Source organism: Trichocoleus sp. AS-A1 (genome assembly GCF_039962015.1).
Taxonomy (GTDB): Bacteria; Cyanobacteriota; Cyanobacteriia; order Cyanobacteriales; family FACHB-T130; genus FACHB-T130.
In genome coordinates this window covers 84,250-102,557 of sequence record NZ_JAMPKG010000002.1, presented here as the reverse complement: position 1 = coordinate 102,557, position 18,308 = coordinate 84,250, and the positions used below count along the sequence as shown (strand labels likewise).

General features: G+C 49.2%; 8 protein-coding genes. All 8 read right to left on the bottom strand.

The window, feature by feature from the left end:
- Window positions 1–83: 83 nt before the first annotated feature.
- On the bottom strand, window positions 84–698 hold the full coding sequence (locus NC994_RS02125) for a pseudouridine synthase (RefSeq protein WP_190441277.1): 615 nt from the start codon (window positions 696–698) through the stop codon (window positions 84–86).
- 39 nt (window positions 699–737) lie between these two features.
- A complete protein-coding gene (locus NC994_RS02120; RefSeq protein ID WP_190440825.1) occupies window positions 738–4,130 on the bottom strand; it encodes an isopeptide-forming domain-containing fimbrial protein in 3,393 nt (1,130 codons plus the stop codon).
- Complete coding sequence (locus tag NC994_RS02115) at window positions 4,114–4,404, bottom strand: hypothetical protein (RefSeq protein WP_190440823.1); 291 nt, start codon at window positions 4,402–4,404, stop codon at window positions 4,114–4,116. The genes NC994_RS02120 and NC994_RS02115 overlap by 17 nt, the downstream gene beginning before the upstream one ends.
- Entirely contained in the window at window positions 4,404–7,484 is a 3,081-nt protein-coding gene (locus NC994_RS02110; protein ID WP_190440821.1) for a DUF11 domain-containing protein, read from the bottom strand. The genes NC994_RS02115 and NC994_RS02110 overlap by 1 nt, the downstream gene beginning before the upstream one ends.
- Before the next feature lie 113 nt (window positions 7,485–7,597).
- Complete coding sequence (locus NC994_RS02105) at window positions 7,598–9,685, bottom strand: OmpA family protein (protein ID WP_190440819.1); 2,088 nt, start codon at window positions 9,683–9,685, stop codon at window positions 7,598–7,600.
- 90 nt (window positions 9,686–9,775) lie between these two features.
- Window positions 9,776–13,834, bottom strand: coding sequence for a hypothetical protein (locus tag NC994_RS02100; RefSeq protein WP_190440817.1), 4,059 nt, complete (start codon window positions 13,832–13,834; stop codon window positions 9,776–9,778).
- Entirely contained in the window at window positions 13,834–14,757 is a 924-nt protein-coding gene (locus NC994_RS02095) for an isopeptide-forming domain-containing fimbrial protein (protein WP_190440814.1), read from the bottom strand. The genes NC994_RS02100 and NC994_RS02095 overlap by 1 nt, the downstream gene beginning before the upstream one ends.
- Before the next feature lie 562 nt (window positions 14,758–15,319).
- Window positions 15,320–18,247, bottom strand: a complete 2,928-nt coding sequence (gene ileS / locus NC994_RS02090; RefSeq protein ID WP_190440811.1) for an isoleucine--tRNA ligase — start codon at window positions 18,245–18,247, stop codon at window positions 15,320–15,322.
- Window positions 18,248–18,308: the final 61 nt, after the last annotated feature.

Genomic DNA, 18,308 nt, shown 5'->3' with positions numbered 1-18,308 from the left:
ATACGCACGTCTTGCACCCTCAATGATTCGTGCTACGTCTACATTACGTGATCGCTACCTACTTCCGCGATCGCTACTCGTAACTACTGAATGCGACTAGCATCAGTTTGACACAGCTTCTTTAATAGTTCTAACTCAATTGAAGTTAGATCGCGCCACTGTCCGGGTTCCAGACCCACAAGATGCAGGTGAGCGATCGCAACTCGCACCAGCCGCAGCGTCGGAAACCCTACCGCTGCCGTCATCCGTCGTACTTGCCGGTTCCGTCCCTCCGTCAAAGTCATCTCCACCCATGCTGTCGGCACATTCTTGCGAAAGCGAATCGGTGGATCGCGAGGCGGTAGTTGTGGTTCATCGGGTAACAACTGCACCAATGCCTTTCGCGTTCGGTAATCTTGAATGACTAAGCCTTCGCGCAAATGTCTCAGCGCCTCTTCATCCGGAATACGTTCCACCTGCACCCAGTAAGTCCGGGGATGTCCAAAGCGAGGATTGCTCAAGCGATGCTGCATTTGCCCGTCATTCGTCAACAGCAACAATCCTTCACTATCCCAATCCAAACGACCGACTGGATAAACCGAGGGAACGGGAATGTAATCTTTCAGCGTGCTGCGTTTCTGCTCAGTTGGAGTGTTGTCCGTAAACTGAGTTAAGACGCCATAAGGCTTGTAAAAAATTAGATATCGGTACACGCTAATTTATGATTTCAAATTTAAGATTTTAAATTGTAATTTCCTTCAGTTAATTTTTATCCGAAAGCGCACGAAACCAAAGTTATTACTAGCGGTATTAGAAATACTACCTAAATTTACAATTATTGCACCGTCAGGATTACCTTGATTAGGACAGGCATTACCCGCAGCCAATGGAGCAAGAGATGAGAAAAATGTCCCTGCGTCAGCATCCGCTGCGTTAGTTAAAGAGGCAGTTATTCCTGCTCGATTCACCAAAATACCTGCACCAAGACCAAAACTATCAGAGATAAAAGTTGTTCCAGTAGGAATCGCATCGCAGAATCTGACATTATTGACTGGGCTACCACCATCAGATAGGAAATAAATCGTGTATTCTACCTCATCACCACTTATTAAAGGTGTATTTCCCCCTAGCTTTGGAACTCCCAATAACAGTTGAGCAAAGTTAGGAAAAGCTGTTTCATTGGGGTTGGCAGGTTCGGCTGGGACAAAGTTAGCGTACTGCGTTGCATTTACTCTCGTGATTCTCTTCACCAACCGCAGACGCGCCGGACCACCAGCAGCTACTACTAGCTGTGTTGGGTCATTGTTTCCACCACCAGTGCCTTGATTTAAGTCTCCTGGCCCTGACACCGCATCGGTAGGATAGGAACTACCAGGAGGTAATGTCCCTCCATTTAATGTAGCAAGGGCCTGGTTGCTAATCGACGTTCCAGCAGCAGCTACCACTTGGGCGCGGAACTTGATTGTTACCCTACCCCCACCTGCACCAAGTTGCCCTATGGCATTAGGATTGCTCAGATTAGTGTCTGTTGTACCGTTGAAATTAAGATTAGCTGTCACAGTTGTATTGTTGTTGGCAGCGGCAAAACCGTTAGTAGCTGTGAAAATATAACTGCCCGGTACGAAACTCAAACTGCTAGGCAAGGGGTCAATTACTAGAAAGTTACTAATTACGCTAGTGGAGTTATTGTTGGTGTAAGTAACGGTGTACTCTAATATGTCCCCGTTGGTGAGAGAGCCGCTGCCATCCGCGTCTACGGCTAAACGCACCGATTTGCTACCGGAGGGATTCAAGGGAGTAACAAAGTTGATAATTGTCGGGTCGGCATTACTATCATTTGGTTGGTTCACATTACCGCCAGAGGAGACACTTCCTGGAGTGCCGGGGTTAACTCCAGAACCAGGCTCAGTCGGATTAGTAGAGTCACTGGCATCTGTGAGGACGGGAGTACCAGCATCTCCCGTATAGTTGACGCTGCCTTGGTTAGCAACAGGACTGGCACTGTTAGGTAGAATCCGGGTGTTAAAGGTGAGGGTTGCTCTATTACCGGGGTTTAGCGTTCCCGGTTGGGTAAAGGTCACGGAATTGCCAGTGCCATTAAAGCTAGAGCTGGGCAAACTGGGGGAAAGCACAAAGCCTGAGTCAATAGTTACCGTGTTAGAACCATCTTGTAACACCTGTAACTGAGTAGGGATGGTGTCGCTAATTACTACTCCGGTGATTGCTGCTGTATTGCTGCTGGGATTCTCGACAATTATGGTGTATTGAATATCATCGCCAGATGTGAGCGTTCCAGTGTTGTCGTTGTCTCTCAAAAAGCGGACGGATTTGAACGTTATCGGACCGATATTAACCGTTGTGGGGTCATTAGCTGTATTGTTGGCTTTATTGGGGTTATTAGGATCGTTCGGATCGTCTCCAGGCGTGGTAACAGTAGCAGAGTTAGTAATATTTCCTGTCGCTGCACTGTCCACATTAACTCGCAGGGCGATCGCTGGCAGATTTTCACCTGCTGCAACGACGGAACCAGCATAGGTACAGGTAACGATTTGCCCACTCGCAGAGCAGTTCCAGTTGGTGCCGGTGGCGGAGACAAAACTCAAACCATTCGGCAGCGTGTCTTGTACTGTGACAGAGCCGGTAGTAGGGCCAGATGTTGGTAGGTTGCTGACACTCAAGGTGTAAACCCCTTGCTTACCTACAATGAAATTGCCGGTGTGGGTCTTTTGAATGATCAGATCGGGCGTAGTCGCTGGAATGGTTGTATTATCTGTAGCGCTGTTGTTGCCTGGATTGGGATCCGTTAGACCGGAATTTGCGGGCAGTGCCACGTTCGCCGTGTTTTGAATGGTTCCCGTCGCCCCAGCTTTCACCGTGGCTGTGACGGTGAAGGTTGCCGCGCCGTTAGGAATCAGGTTCACAGTTGTGTTTATATTCCCACTGCCAGTCGCGGCATTGCAGCTTGAGCCAGTTGTGGCTGTACAAGTCCAAGTCGCATTCTCAAGTTGGCTGGGTAAAGTATCATCGGTCACGCTAGCTCCAGAGACAACAGCAGGGCCGGTGCTGGTCGCCACAATGGTGTAGGTGATGGTGTCACCAGGCTTAGCGGTGGTCAAATTATCGGTTTTGGCGATACTTAAGTCCGCCTCAGGAGAAACTAGGGTTGTAATCAGTAAATTTTGAATTTCATGGTTATTATTAAAGCTTCCAGTTGAAGAGGCAAAGCCCAACTTGAAACCAGCAGTAGGGGGGGGTGGCAACTGGACGTTAGTCACAATCGGTACATCGTCTACACTAATTGAGATTCGGTTTGATGTATCCAGAGTAATTTCAACTGACTTTGCCTCTGGACGATTTTCCTGCTCGAAGTCTAAGCCTCCCGGCACAGTACCTTGAGCTAGCCAGCAGTACCCAGATTGACCATTCCCCGATCCTCTGATTACTACTTGATTGGGAGTCAGTGTTGTGCTAGTGCCTGTGGGCGGAACTTGAGATGGGGGACAGTTGGAAGCGGGATTACCGCTACCGCGACCCTGACTATCGTTGGAAAAATTTCCGTACTCATCCAATCCAATGCCAACATAGCCATTAGGGATTCCATTTTGAACTCCTGATTGATCGTTTCGCTGAGCGTAGCCAAGGGAGCCACCAAAACCCCCAGGCACGGGGGTGGCAGTATTGGCATCGAACAAGAAGAAAGTCGTCCCGTCAGCCCCTGGTAAGCCGGATGGGGGCTGGCTGTATGAGTAGTAGTCGAAGGTGATTTTCAGACCTTGGGTTGAAGGAATGGATAAGCCGTAGAAAACGAAGGCAGATTGATTGCCGGTGTTAAAAGTTAGTTTCAGCACCCCAGCCCCAACAGGATCGAGAGGGTCAGGAGTCGGACAGCCTGCAAGTGGTCCTTGCGGGGGCATAGCAACAAATGGGGAGGTAGTTGCTGTTAAGCAAGGGTTAATGCTGAAACCGGATGCTGGAGGAATGTTACCAGCTGACCAGTTAGGGGCATTAGTGTTTTTAAAAGTTTCATCGAGTACAATCGTTTGAGCGGCTACCTGCGAAGTAGTTGCTGCAAATAATAGAATGCTGCCGGTAATCCAGCTCAGATGGTGGTGACAAAGAACGGCGGTGAGATGTTTACCCAGTGATTTCACGGTTTGCTTGCGTCAGATATGGAGATAAGGAATTCCAAGGGATGGCAGTTTGCCAGGTGCCGGATTGAAAATGGGTAGGAAACCGCTTGGCAGACGCACCTCCTGTTTCCCGTACCTCGCAGTAGGCGATCGCGCTTAATTTATCCCTTGAGTGCAAATTGAAGAAATCATAATCGAGAATACATCTTTTGGTAGACCCAAATGCAGCGATCGCTTTAGGAGGTACCCCTGCTGCGCCTATAGTCGGCTTATGGATGAAAATATTGGTACCCATTAGTTTATTTTGACGCGGAAGCGGGTAAAACCATAGTTGCTACCCGTTGCATTGGAAATATTACCCAAATTCACAGTTACCGCTCCATCAGCATTATTTTGATTAGGACAAGCATTGCCCGCAGGTAAAGGAGCAAGTGGCGAGAAAAATGTTCCTTCATCTGTATCTGAAGCATTCGTCCGAGTGGCAATTGTCCCAGCGCGATTCACCGAAATCCCCGCACCCGAACCAAAACTGTCAGCACTAAATGTTGTTCCTGTTGGAATCGGATCGCAGAATCTAACATTGTTAGCTGGAGCCGTCCCATCAGAGAGAAAATAAATCGTGTACTCGACTTCGTCGCCGCTTCTCAAAGCTGTTTCAGCGGCTATGGTGGAAACTCCTAGTGGCGATAGTTGCGACCAGCCAGCTGCATTGTCATTGTCGCTGTTTGGATCATCTACAAAACTATTGAAGTTAATCCCACTCAGTGGCGCACCGTTTCTAGTCACAGATGTAATTCGCTTCACCAAACGCAGATTCCCATTCCCAGGTGAAGCGACCGTCAGCACAGTCGGGTCATCATCCCCAGTATTGGCAAGGTTTCCTTGATTAATTCCATCATCAACAATTTGAGGCAAGTCGCCATTCCCTTGAATGGCATCTGTAACCGATGAGTTAACGGTGCCACCTGTTGATGTGGCAACAGCTTGGTTGCTAATTTGCACCCCAGCAGCCGCCGTAATAATTGCCTGAAACTTGATGACTACCCGACCACCATTTCCACTTAATGTGCCCAAAGCTGTCGGATTGGTAAGGTTCGGGTCAGTTGTACCGTTGTAGTTGGGATTCTGTGTCACCGTTGTCCCAGTACCGGAGGCTGTAAAGCTATAACTACCAGCAACAAAACTCAACTTAGTAGCATCAATGCTGTCGGTCGCTAGAAAGTTAGTGACAGGGGTCGCGGAGTTATTAACATAGGTAATCGTGAATTCAACCGTATCTCCAGTGGTGACAGAAGCGCTAGCATCTGCGTCTGTGACCAGACGAACTGATTTGATGCCAGTGGGCGTAACTGGGTTAGGTTGAATAGTAGTCGTAGTGCTTGATGTGTTGTTATTGGGATTGGGGTCGGTTACATCATTGGGTCGCGTGACTGTTGCTGTGTTGCTTAATTCTCCAGATGGAGTTATGGGAGAGATGGCACCTGTAACGGTATAGGTAGCAACAGCTCCGCTATTTAGATTTACTGTTGTGTTGATAGCATTTCCCGTACCGCTAGCTTGTCCGCAACTACCAGTGCCTGTAGTAATGGCGCACGTCCAAGTAACTCCAGTGATTTGAGCTGGAACGTTATCTGTCACCGTTGCTCCAGTTACGTTAGAGGGGCCGTTGTTAGTAACGGTGAGGGTGTAGGTGACAGGGCTACCTGCAACCACTGGGTTCGTCACCAGCGTTTTTTGAATCTGCAAATCGGCTTCGGATATGGTGATGCCTTGAGCAAGAGCGGTGACTGTAGAGGGGTAGTATGTCCAGGTATCAATGCCTCTGTTGTTACCAAAACCTGTCTCGCTAGAGCCTGGAAACGCATGGGCACCATTGCTACTGGAAACTCCTCCTAGAGCATCTAATGGGTCGGGTGCTTCGGCAGGAGGCTGTTGATTTTGTGGTATTAAAGGCTCGTCATTATAGTAAACGGTAAAGGGATCGGGAGTTGGTAATGTTGCTGAAGCAGGCTCATTGAGTCGTTGGATGATCAGACCACCTGGGTTGTTTTCCGGATCTAGGAATGGAAAATGAATTTCACCCGCACTGAGTACGATTTGTGCGCCGTAAGCGATGGTACTAGCAGGGATAGTCGCTCCATTCGCATCTAAGCCATCCCAAGGTACAGTTTTTAACCCAACATCTGCCGTTCCTACTAGGATTCGGTCGTTTGCATTGCCGTATATCTTGTCTTGGTTGAGATCGAGAATAATCCGGTAGCTGCCTGATGCCGGGGTGTTAAAGCTGAAATTACCCCCCAATGGAGCAGTTGTACCCGCTTGCCCACTAGTCCCTTCCGTGCCTATAAATTTAAAATCAGTGGGAGTCGGGGGTGCAACGGCTGGTGTTAGCAGCCAAACGGACTTAGGCGTCGTTTGAGGAGCGCTGGCTGGATTTATGGGTGCAGATAGTGGCAGATCATTGCTGGGCTTATTAAAGAAAATTTTATAAGTAACATCCGTCCCAAAATCTGGCTGATCCGGGTTGTATACATTGCTTCCTGCCAGTGGAACAGATTGGTAAATGGGATCGCCGTTTGGATTAGCTGTGAAACCTTTGTTATTAGCAAAGAAGATAAATCCAAAAGCGTCGAGACCCTGTAGTTTGATTAGGTACTGATAGCCTTCCCTGGTCAAAACATAAGCTTGGGATTGGAGCGATTGCCCAACGGCTCCCATGTTCAACGGCAAATAATTAGCGTAGGCTCGACCAGGAATCGCTTGACCACCACTACTTCGCACCGTGACATCCCAAGCGCTGACGTAACTGACGTTATTGGGTTGATTCCAGTTATTATTGGCATCAATGGCAGGTGGGTCAGCAGTACTAGCGGACTCTGGGCTGATGAAGTCGATTTCCCAGACGCCATCTTGACCAGATGCAACATTAATTGTGCAGGGGGTGTAGCCAACTCCAGAACCAGCTTCTTCTGCGGCACGGTTAGGAATAAAACCTGTTCCGGGGGCCAAGAAACTACACTGAGACTGGGCACCATTCGGTTGCCGAAACTGGATATCACCCTCACCACCCCCAAGACCGTAAGCCATAGCACTAGAGCCAAGATTAATCGTCTCGCCTTGTTTAGCAAAAACCCTAATTGTGGTTCGACGTGCAATACCTCCAGTCCCGTACGGTTCAGTGTTAACATCGCCAATGCGATATTCCAAGTAAGGGCGATCGCCATTGTTATTGGTCAGTTCCCGACTGCCTTCAGCAAATGCAACTTTACTGGCAGCACTAATAGCACAAATGGCAAGGGCAAGGCTGCCGCAAAGGCGGTTCCAGCGGCTAACGGGAGTTTGATTTGTTGGGGAATGCGGGTAAAGTTTCAACATCAAACTAACAGTTTCCTCACACTTGGTCTGGTAACATCATCAAAAGGTAAAAGGCAAAAGAAAGAATTATTTTTTCTTTCGCATGAGAGTATGAGGGCATGAAAGCCTTTTTCCTACTCCAACTGCAAATCTTCTTCTTGGACAAACAGATCGATACCTCTGGCATCTTTGAAGATAAATTCGACCCGACGATTCCGGGCATGATCTAGACGGTTTCGTCCAGTGACTCGCAGTTGAGATTCACCCAAAGCGCGAATTGTCATGCGTTCTGGGGCAATGCCTTGCCGTAATAAATAATTTCTCACTGCGATCGCTCGCCGATTTGACAAGTCAAGATTATAAGCATCGCTGGCACGAGGATCGGTGTGACCTCGAAGCTCAATCACGATAGGGGGATTTGCTTGTAAAACTTCGGCAATTCGATTGAGAATTCTGGCACTTTCTGGGCTAATTGTGGCTTTGTCGAGGGCAAAGTGGACGTTGGTTGGCACTTGGATGCGGATTGGTTCTGGTGGTGACGGTGGCGGTTCTTCCGGCGGCACCTGTACTACTGGCGGAGCGGGTGCGGTGGTACATTGAGGAATTGTTGGTGCTGGGTTATTCGTTGCCACTGTTTGTTGTTTACCAGCAACTGTTGATGAAATTAAGGCATTCGCGGCGGGTTCGGAGGTGCCGTACTTGGGATCTGTCGCGATCGCGCTGACTCTATCTCCCGGTTGCAAATTATCAACCGTGACACTAAATTTCCCCTCGTCATCTGCTGCTATCGTCGTCAACGGTTCGCTGAGAGGGGCATAGGGCGTCTCGGTATTCTCCTTCACTTGATAAACTGTCACCTGAGAACCCGGATCGGCAGTTCCAGACAGATTCGTTTTATTACCGAGTACAAAAAATTCGCGGCTAATGAACTGGGGAGCATTAATCGCTGAATTAGCCGTATCCAAGCGACGATTGGGCGAATTCCGGGGTGGATTGGGGCCATCTCCCCGTTGATACTCTTGGACACCCGTGTTTTGTTGAGCAATTAAGTCGATGCTCAAACCGTCTAAATCGAAGTAGCGATTGGATTGAATGAGATTGCGATCGCTCTTGGGATAAGATGCAACCACGACACCCGGTCCGGTTTGATGACCGATTTGGTTCTCCCTCACCTGATGATCGTTCCCCATTAAGTAAACGGCTGCCCGACGCAAGCGACGACCGTTATAAATAATTTGGTTATTGTTAATCTGCGCCGCACCTTGGGGTTTAAATAAAAAGACACCACTACCATCGTTGCCGCAAATCAAATTAGCGCTAACTTGCGTGTTATCAATCCTTCCTTCTAAGCGAATCGCATCGGGCATTCCCGCAATCCCGTTGCCAACAATAATGTTTTCTGTCACCTGCAAATTCTCAGCTTGGACAGAGGTAATAATCCCGCTACCATCGTGGTTGGCAATTCGGTTGCGTTGAATCGTTGTTCCTAAGCTGTTAAAGACAAATACCCCAAATGCCGAAGTTTGCTGCGGCACACTTTGATCGGGCAAAATCCCTAACCAGTTGTTTTCAATTACTACATTTTTGGGGGAATTGGAAATTGGTGATGGTTCGCCTTCCCGATTCTCCATTAACTTTTGACCGTTCGCAGCTCCTTTAATCGCAGCAGACTGAGGATTATCGATAAAAATATCTGCGGGTGGCAAGGTAGCCGTGGCGCGATGGCGAGAGGTGAAACCATAGAGGCTTAATCCTCGAATCGTCACCCCATCCGCAACAACTGTTAAGCCACGGAAGACTTCTCGATTGGCAGCGGGAGCGATCGCGACTACCGGAATCGGAATTGCAATCTCGGCGGTTGCAGAACCTTCAGAGTCATACTCCGGTTGAGTTGTCCCATCGACGATCAATCCCGGACTCGCCAAGGGTGGCAACACATCAACGAGACGGATGGTGGTATCTGCTGACGGCAAATTAAAAGCAATCAGCGAACCTGTACCACCATTACTTGAAACTAGGCTTTTTTCGGCACTACTAAGACGATCTAAAGATAATGTCCCATTGACAATCTCAATCGCTTCCCGCAGCGTTAAGGCATCATCTGGATTAACGGCTCCATCCTGGTTGCTATTAACAACAACTTTTAAATTTTCTGTCTGAGCAGTTGCAGAAACAGGCAACAGTAAAAAAACAAAAGGTAAGAGAAACTTTTTAGCGTTCATTTGTAGTCATTCGTGATTAGCGATCAGCGATTGATAATTGGTTATTCTTTACCGATTACCCATTACCAATTACCCCTTTCTCATTCCCCATTACCTCTCTACCGCGACTGGTTGCACCTGGGACTCTTGCTGCTGTGGCGGTGATACTTTTTGTCGCCCGAAGCCGCCGAGTAATTCATTTACCTTCAGCGTTAAGCCAAAATAAACGCCACCCTCTGACCGATAGCCGCTAAAATCGCGGTCATCTACACTGCCAAAGCTATATCCCAGCGAAGCTCGCAAGTCTGGCGTCACATAATAACCCGCCTCTAAAGCGAAGCCAGTTTCATTAAAATTTGTGTCGGGTTGTCCAATCCAACGAGCTTCCCCCGCGACATCCCAGCGATATCCCAGCCGGTACATCGTCCGGAACTGTGCCAGAAACACAGTCGAAGAGTTGCTGAAGTTATTCGCTAAATCGGTAGTGCTGTTTCGCATGGCATATTTGCCATAAAATTCCCACCGCCAGGAAGGAGCATAAATCGCCTCCGCAGCGATGATGTGATCTCTGTAACCCGTGCCACTCCCTAGTAGCAATGTCTCTGGGATTGTGGAGGGGTTGCGGCGATATTCATAACTCAACAAACCATTCCACTTGTCAGAGTTGGGATTGCGGTAAGCCATGCCCAGCTTGACATTCATCGTGTCTCCCAAGGCATATAACAACTGGTTAGAAGCACTTGCTTGTTGATAGCGCACCAAGGCAGTCACGGCAGGAGAAAGTTTACCGGCAGCAGCGCCAGAAATCACGGTGTTACTGCCGCCAGAGCCGGTACGATGCTCGAATCGGGCGGATGCTTGGAAATTGGGATTGTCGGTATATTCCACCCCAACACTGTAAGCGTCGCCGCCGCTGAGTCCTAAGGAGGAAGCACTTTGTCCAGTAGCGTAGGGCTGTTCAAATCGCGGTCCGGCGGCGGTGCGGCTAAATAGGTCGCTGAAGATATGCTCGTAACCCAAATGGACTCGCAATCCAGGGGCAACAACCCAACGGTGGTTTAACCCGACCGCCCCTTGCCCGGTGATGGTGTTGAAGCCGCTGATAATCGAGTAGCGACCTGTAATGGAGGTGTTTTCGCCGAGTTTTTGTTCTACCAGTGTGTCCAGGCTGGTGATGGAATTGCGACCAAAGACTCTAGTGTCTACAAATTGGTGGGCGAGTCGCAAAGCTACTCCTTCCATCACTGCCCAATCCAGCCCAAAGGTAGTACGGTCGGGATAAAGGGCATCGCTGCCGTTTCCCAAGTTCAGTTCATTTTGTGCCCGAAAGGTTAGGGCATCATTTAAAGCAACGTTGAGGCGAGAGACAATTTGGCTGGCGTTGCTGTCGAAGGTGTCGCCGATACGGTCGTCGCGGGAGCGATTGACGTATTCTAAGCTGAGGTCTGAAGCCCCAAACTTTTGCAGAATTCCGGCGCGAACCGTGGTTAGAGAATTATCGACTTTTTCACCGGGTGTGGGTTGGGGTTGAGGGTTAAAAATATCAAAGAATTCAACCCGTTCTAAGGGTGCCGTACCGAAATTTACCTCGTGGTCGTAGCTAGCAGTAAGCGAAGTGGTTTGGCTAAGCTGGGCGGCAATATTTGCGCCGTATCTCGTTTGACCGGGGGTAAAACTGGTTGTCGCATTATTGGAGAAATTTTCTTCGACAGAACGGTAATAAGCGCGAGCGAGAATGCTTTTAGCGATCGCACCATACGCTTCTAGTCGATAAGCATTGCCGTTCACATCTCCGTTAAAGGGAGAATTATGGGCTGAGCGGGCATATTCCCCAACAATTTGACCGCTATTCCCTACAGGGAACAGGAAATCCGCACCCAATAGCTCAAAATCCTGCAATCCCTCGTCTTGCCGAAAATAGCTACCTCCCACCCAGGCTTGGCGATTCAAGTCCTGAGAGAAGTTATACTGCGCTCGTCCCGCATAAATATTTGTCTCTTCGCTATCAACCCCTTCATGCTGGTAAGTGACGACAATTCGCTGCACCTGAGTCACGCCAAACGGGTCAAATCGCGTGGCAAAGATGGGACGACGGAATAGCAGCGTGCCCCGGTCGTAGTCAATTTCGTAGTCAGGCCCACGAACCAGGGGTTTGCGCGATGTCACCGTTCCCGGACGATTAATTTCTTCGGTTTCTAGGAAAACACTTTCACTACCGGGGACAAGCAGACGACGGGACAGAAAGTAATAGCCGCTGGTACCATTGGGAGCAACAGTATCTCGCTGGAATCCTTCGACATCCGGGCTATAGAGGGCAGTGATTTGCAGATTGCCCAGGTTATAGTTGCCCTTGAACCCGTGTAGCTGGCGTGAAGTGGCGCTAAATAGCTGGGAGGCGCGGGAGAATTCGGTGGTGTTGTAATCTCCCCACATTACATAGTCTGGTTCGGCACCAAAAACCGGGGAAGTGCGTTCCAGACGGAAATACAGGCTATCTTTTGAAGGGGTTAGATAATCAACGGTGGAGCTATCGCCATAGACGGGATATTGTTGCTCGCAGAATTGCGGTCCCCGGAACAGGGTAGTGATGCCATCGCAAGTTTGGTTGAGCGGACGAGCGCTATTATATGCCCCCGTGAGCAGCCATTCCCCCACTTTACCTGTGGCGAAAACAGCAGCACTCAAATCGATATTGGTGCCATCGTCGATGGTATCCGGATTCAGAAACTCTCGGCGCGGTCCCCAGAAGTTTGTTCCTTTAGGGCCAATTCGCAGATTCACCACGCCCGAAACCAAGGAAGGACGGAGATTAGTGATAAATTCTACCTGCGTATAAGTTTCTAGGGTGTTAGCGGAAAGGGTGTTAGCAGATATTTCATCTTGGGTATAAGCAACGGGGTTATCAGTCGGCGGTACTGGCGGGTATTGGGTATTCGAGGGGATGGGATATTGCTGGAGATTGGGAGATAGGGGATTAGCGTTTGGGGATTGGTTAATCGGGGTAGGATGAGCGTCTTTCCCAACCCGAATCCCTTCTAACCGATTCCCCTCTGTAGCGGCTCGAATGCGGACTTTCTGCGCTTCCAAACCCGATTGCAGTTGGGCGGTAAATTGTCCTCCTCTGGCAATCACCTGAAATCCGGCTCGATCTTTATCCTCGTCAGCACCGACAAACTTACCGGCGCTAGTCGTTAAAGTGACAACTGTATCTTCGCGGATGAATTCGCCTTTCTCATTGGTGATTCTCCCTGCCAGGGGCAGTAGCGATCGCCCATCCGCAGGAATCCGAGCATCGCTCACCGGAGCAATTTCTAAGGTTTGGGCAGTTGTCCTTTTTACAGTTAGCTTGACACTTGCCGAGGTGCCGTTATTCGCTTGCACTGTAATTGTGTTCTCTCCCTTCTCTAGAGGGACGTTGTACCAAACCTGAGTAATGATATTTTGGGCTTCGTCTCGCTCTATCTGGGTGGATGTTTTGGCATCCAGTGGTTTTTTGTTGACGCTGAGTTTTACCTGAGCTTGGGTGTGGTACTGGACGACGAGGTTTGTAGAAGCCTCCCCCAATACTCCACTTTCAGGAGTCAGAATCCGAACTTCGGTAGGTGCCAGAGTCCCATCGGAAGTTTGCTGAGAGGTTTGCTGGACATTTGTTTGAGGGATCGACTGTCTCAGCTCGCTGGCGGTTGGTACGGTCGTTGTCGAGTTTTCAGAAGCTGACCCAACCTCTTCTCGAAGTTTGGGAAGAGGTGAAGCTGTCGGTGCGGTATTTTGAGGCGCTACGAGGCTGGGCGCTGCTGTTGCTGGTTTTGCCGATTCCTCTACCGTTACCGTCTCTACTGAAGGGAGGGGTGAATCCGTCGGTATAGTATTTTGAGCTAAATCTAGAATTTCTGCTGAATCTTGGACGGCGAATTCAGAATTTGTGCCCAAGACTTCTGAATTCTCTGGTGTCCTCTCTAGGGCAGCCGCCTGCTCGATTGCAGGGAGAGTGGTGGAATTTTTAATTGCAAACTCAGAATCTTCTGCGAGTCCACCTTGAGGTAGTGCAGACAGTTGATTTGCCTTCGCGGAGCGAGGAAGTAAGAAATAAAAAGTAAACAGTAAAAAGAACGAGAAATACGTCAAAATCCCATCTTTTGGCGGCTGCTTTTTGCCTTTTGCCTGGTTCATCACTGCTTGCCCTCCCGATAGGTGGGTGTCACTCCGAAATTCATCCGTACTAATCCTCCCGGTTCGAGTTGCACCAGGCGGGACTGACTATTGCGCTCAATAAATTTTTGGTTGGGAGCCAGAGTGTAGCCCGGTAGACTGGTTAAATCCAGCGTGCCGGTGCGGTAGCCAGAGATAACGTTGGCAAGTGAGAATAAACCGTTGGCATCGGTTGTGATGCGGTTGCCGTCATCCATAAAAATTACAGCATTGGGCACTCCTGGTTCTCCTGGCTGCTGTTCGCCATCAAAGTTTTTATCGACAAATACTCGCCCAATCAGGGTGCCGCAGTCTGACAAAATGCCGGGTCGAATCCGCAACTGATGGCTGGCGATGTTGCTCCGCGTTTCTTGTGCTTGATTTCTCCCGTTACCGCGAATGGCGTCTGGCGTTACCACGGCGGCATAAACCACGTTCAGAGTTTGGTTCGGCTCAAGTTTGGGAAAATTAAAGGTAACTGTCCGGTTGGACGTGGAAGCGGGCTGTATAGTGGTTTGGGCAGTACTGGAGCCAGTGGTCAGCGAGGCTTGCAAGGACTCCGGCACATACCGTAAGCCCACAGGTAGGGTGTCTGTAATGCTGATATTGCTGGCAGTGGCTGTGCCGGTATTTTTCAACGCCAAGCGATAAACAACCGTGTCCCCCGGTTCTGCTGCGGCGCGATCGCCTGTTTTGATCAGTTCTAGAGCCGCTTGACCTGCTGTGACTGAAGTTTCATTGGATTTCACGCCTTCTGGGGGGAGATTGTCACCCGCAGCAGAGGCGGTATTCAAGATGTCTATTGCGCTAACGGGCAACGACTGAAAAGCAAAAGCAAACGAACACGTTAGGATAGCTGTTAGACGCAGGTAGGTACGCCCCAACAGAGGTTGCAGGGATTTCATTCTTCAGAGATTAACTAAACAAAACACCCCATTGCTGGACTGTTAGAGAGATAAAGAAATTGTGGTGGTAGACTCCCTGATGCTCCCTGAGGGGTATAGACCCTGATTAGGTGAAACTTACACTACCAGGTTTCTACGATCTACGACAATACCTGTATCTGAGTCGCTTCCGCAAGAGAATTTTATAAGGAATATTGCTAGAGGAAGAGTTTCCTTTTAAGCTTTAATAATTTTTTTATAACTTTTGGTAGATGAAATTAACTAAAGATTATTAATATTTGTTTTTTACCTTTGCATCAGCCTGTTCTTGAGCGCGAAATTATCAATAAATTGCCAATTTTACTCAAAATCTGAAGTTTCTAAATTTAGGGCAAATTTGAGCGGCGTTGGCTACTTTGACGCCATGTGATGGTGAAGAATCTATACTAATTGCTCATCATAAAAGAACCCCACCCCTAACCCCTCCCCGCAAGCAGGGAGGGGAACTGGAAGCGTAGGGGATGGTAGGGTGGAGGAAAGAACGTAAGGTCTTAGCCGAGGCGAAGCCATCGCTTTTTGCGATCTAAAATTCACCAACCAAAGCAGGAATACAACGTTCGCACAACAGGGGATGCTCAGCAGATTCGCCGACATGAACCGAGTAGTTCCAGCAGCGATCGCATTTTTCCCCGTCTGCTTTCACTACGCCAATCGATAAAGCTTCTGTCTGCGAACTGTATTTTAAGCCTTGCAATGCTTCCGAAGAATCTAGCAGCTCTACTTGGGAGGAGATAAACAAGTATCTCAGCTCATCTACTCGATTACCCAATCCTGAAGACGGAGAATGAGAATGGAAAGCTGAAGTCAAATTCAAGGCTTGCAGTAAAGAGCGGAACTCAGCATTTGGGACATAAAGTAATACCTTGGCTTCCAAAGAAGAGCCAATCATTTTTTCTGCCCTTGCTTGCTCCATCACCTTATTCACCTCAGTGCGGATTTGTCGCAATTGTTGCCAGAATCCTGCCAATTTTGGAGCTTTCCAATGCTCCTCTAACTTCACCCACCCCGATTCAAACACGGATTTGTAAGGTGTGGAATAGGGGAGATATTGCCAAATATCTTCTGCTGTATGAGCGAGAACTGGCGCGATCGCGCGGGCTAAATTTTCCAGCGCGATCGCCAAAACTGTCTGACAACTACGGCGACGAGGGGAATCTGGGGCGCTGATGTAGAGCCTATCTTTGGCAATATCCAGATAAAAATTAGACAAGTCAACAACGCAGAAATTCTGCACTGTTTGGAAAAAGCGGAAGAACTGGAAACTCTCAAATGCTTGCGTGACTTCCCCGAAGACTTCTGTCATCCGGTGCAACATATAGCGGTCGAGTTCCGGCAGTTTATCGTAAGACACCGCATCTTTAGTTGGGTCAAAATCGTGTAGATTTCCTAACAAGAACCGCGCCGTATTGCGAATCTTGTTTCTAACATCTCCCATCTGTTTGAGGATGTTCTTGCTGATGGGGACATCTGAAGAATAATCCACCGAGGAAACCCACAAGCGCAAAACGTCAGCACCGTAGGGTGGCTCTTCTTTTTGATTTTTGCCCCCATTGATGACAATCGAGGGGTCGATGACATTCCCCAGAGATTTACTCATCTTGCGCCCCTGCTCATCCAAGGTAAAGCCGTGGGTCAAGACGGTTTTGTAAGGCGCGATGTCGTTCGTTGCCACACTCGTGAGCAAACTCGATTGGAACCAACCCCGGTGCTGATCGGAGCCTTCTAAATAGATATCCGCTGGATATTCCAATTCTGGTCGCTGTTTCGCTACCGCCGCCCAAGAGGAGCCAGAGTCAAACCAGACATCCATCGTATCGGTGCCTTTGCGGTAGCTGCGACCGTTATGGCGATAACTTTCTGGCAAGAGTTCTTCTACCGACATTTCCCACCAGACATCCGAACCCTTTTCGGCGATGATTGCCTGGACGTGGGCGATAGTTTCCTCGTTCAGTAGCGGTTCGTTGGTTTCTAGGTCGTAGAAAACTGGAATTGGCACGCCCCAGTTGCGCTGACGGGAGATACACCAATCGGAACGATCCGCGACCATTGCCGTGATCCGATTTTCACCTTGAGCGGGAATCCAGTTCACGGAAGCGATCGCTTTTAGCGCCTCTTCTCTAAATCCCTCCACCGATGCGAACCACTGTTCTGTGGCTCGATAAATGGTTGGCTTTTTCGTTCGCCAGTCGTAAGGATATTTGTGAACGTAGGGTTCCTCTTTCAGTAGCGATCGCGCTTGGCTGAGCGCATCAATCACTGCCTGATTTCCATCACCCAGGACGTTCAACCCCGCAAACTGCCCTGCTTCTTGCGTGAAGTTGCCATCGGCATCTACTGGCGACAGTAGCGGCAAACCGTAGCGTTGACCAACCTTATAATCCTCATCCCCATGACCGGGAGCCGTGTGAACTAATCCGGTACCAGAATCGGTGGTGACATAATCGCCCCCAATCACAATCGGACTCTCGCGGTCGAAGAGTGGGTGCTGGTAAGTGCTGTGTTCCAAATCTTTACCCGGTACTGTCGCCTTTACCGTGAGATTCGTCGAGAGCGTCGTTGACAACCGTTCCACCAAATCCGCAGCCACTAACAGGTATTTGGTCGAAATCGGCAGAGAATCTGCCTCCACTTCCACCACTGCGTAAGTCAGTTCTGGATTCAGGCTTACCGCTAGGTTGGCGGGAATCGTCCAAGGCGTCGTCGTCCAAATTGCCACACCGAGATCGGGCAAGAATGGTTGCAATTGCGATCGCACGGCTGGCCCCAGATTCGTCATCTGGAAAGCTGCATAAAGGCTGCGCGAGGTATGAGCTGGGCGACCTTCAGAATCTTCGGGATACTCTAACTCTGCCTCAGCCAGCGCCGTTTTAGAACTAGGACTCCAGTGAACTGGCTTTAAACCGCGATAAATATATCCCTTCAGCACCATCTCACCGAAGACGCCAATTTGAGCGGCTTCGTACTCTGGTTTTAAAGTCAGATACGGATGCTCCCAGTCGCCCCAGACACCGTAACGTTGGAAGCTTTGGCGCTGCTCGTCTACTGTATGAAGCGCAAAATCTCTGGCTTTGTGGCGGAGATCCAGAGGTGTCAGATTTTGCCGCTCTGCTGGCTTCATTTGCTGAAGGACTTTCAACTCAATCGGCAAGCCGTGACAATCCCAACCCGGAACGTAGCGAACTTTGCGCCCTTGCAGGAGCTGGTAGCGGTTGATGATGTCTTTGAGGATTTTATTTAAAGCATGACCAATGTGGAGCGAACCATTGGCATAGGGCGGCCCATCATGCAAAACAAAAATTTCGCCGGGATTGTTCTGCGACAGTCGCTCGTAAATTTGCTGGTCTGCCCAAAATTTTTGCAGTTCCGGTTCCCGCTTAATAGCGTTCGCCCGCATATCAAATTGGGTTTTGGGCAGATTAACGGTGTCTTTGTAGTTCCCTGTTTCTGTCACAGTTTAATGCCGAGAAATGATTGAGTTGCTTTCAATCATTATCGGTTACAAATCGCAATCT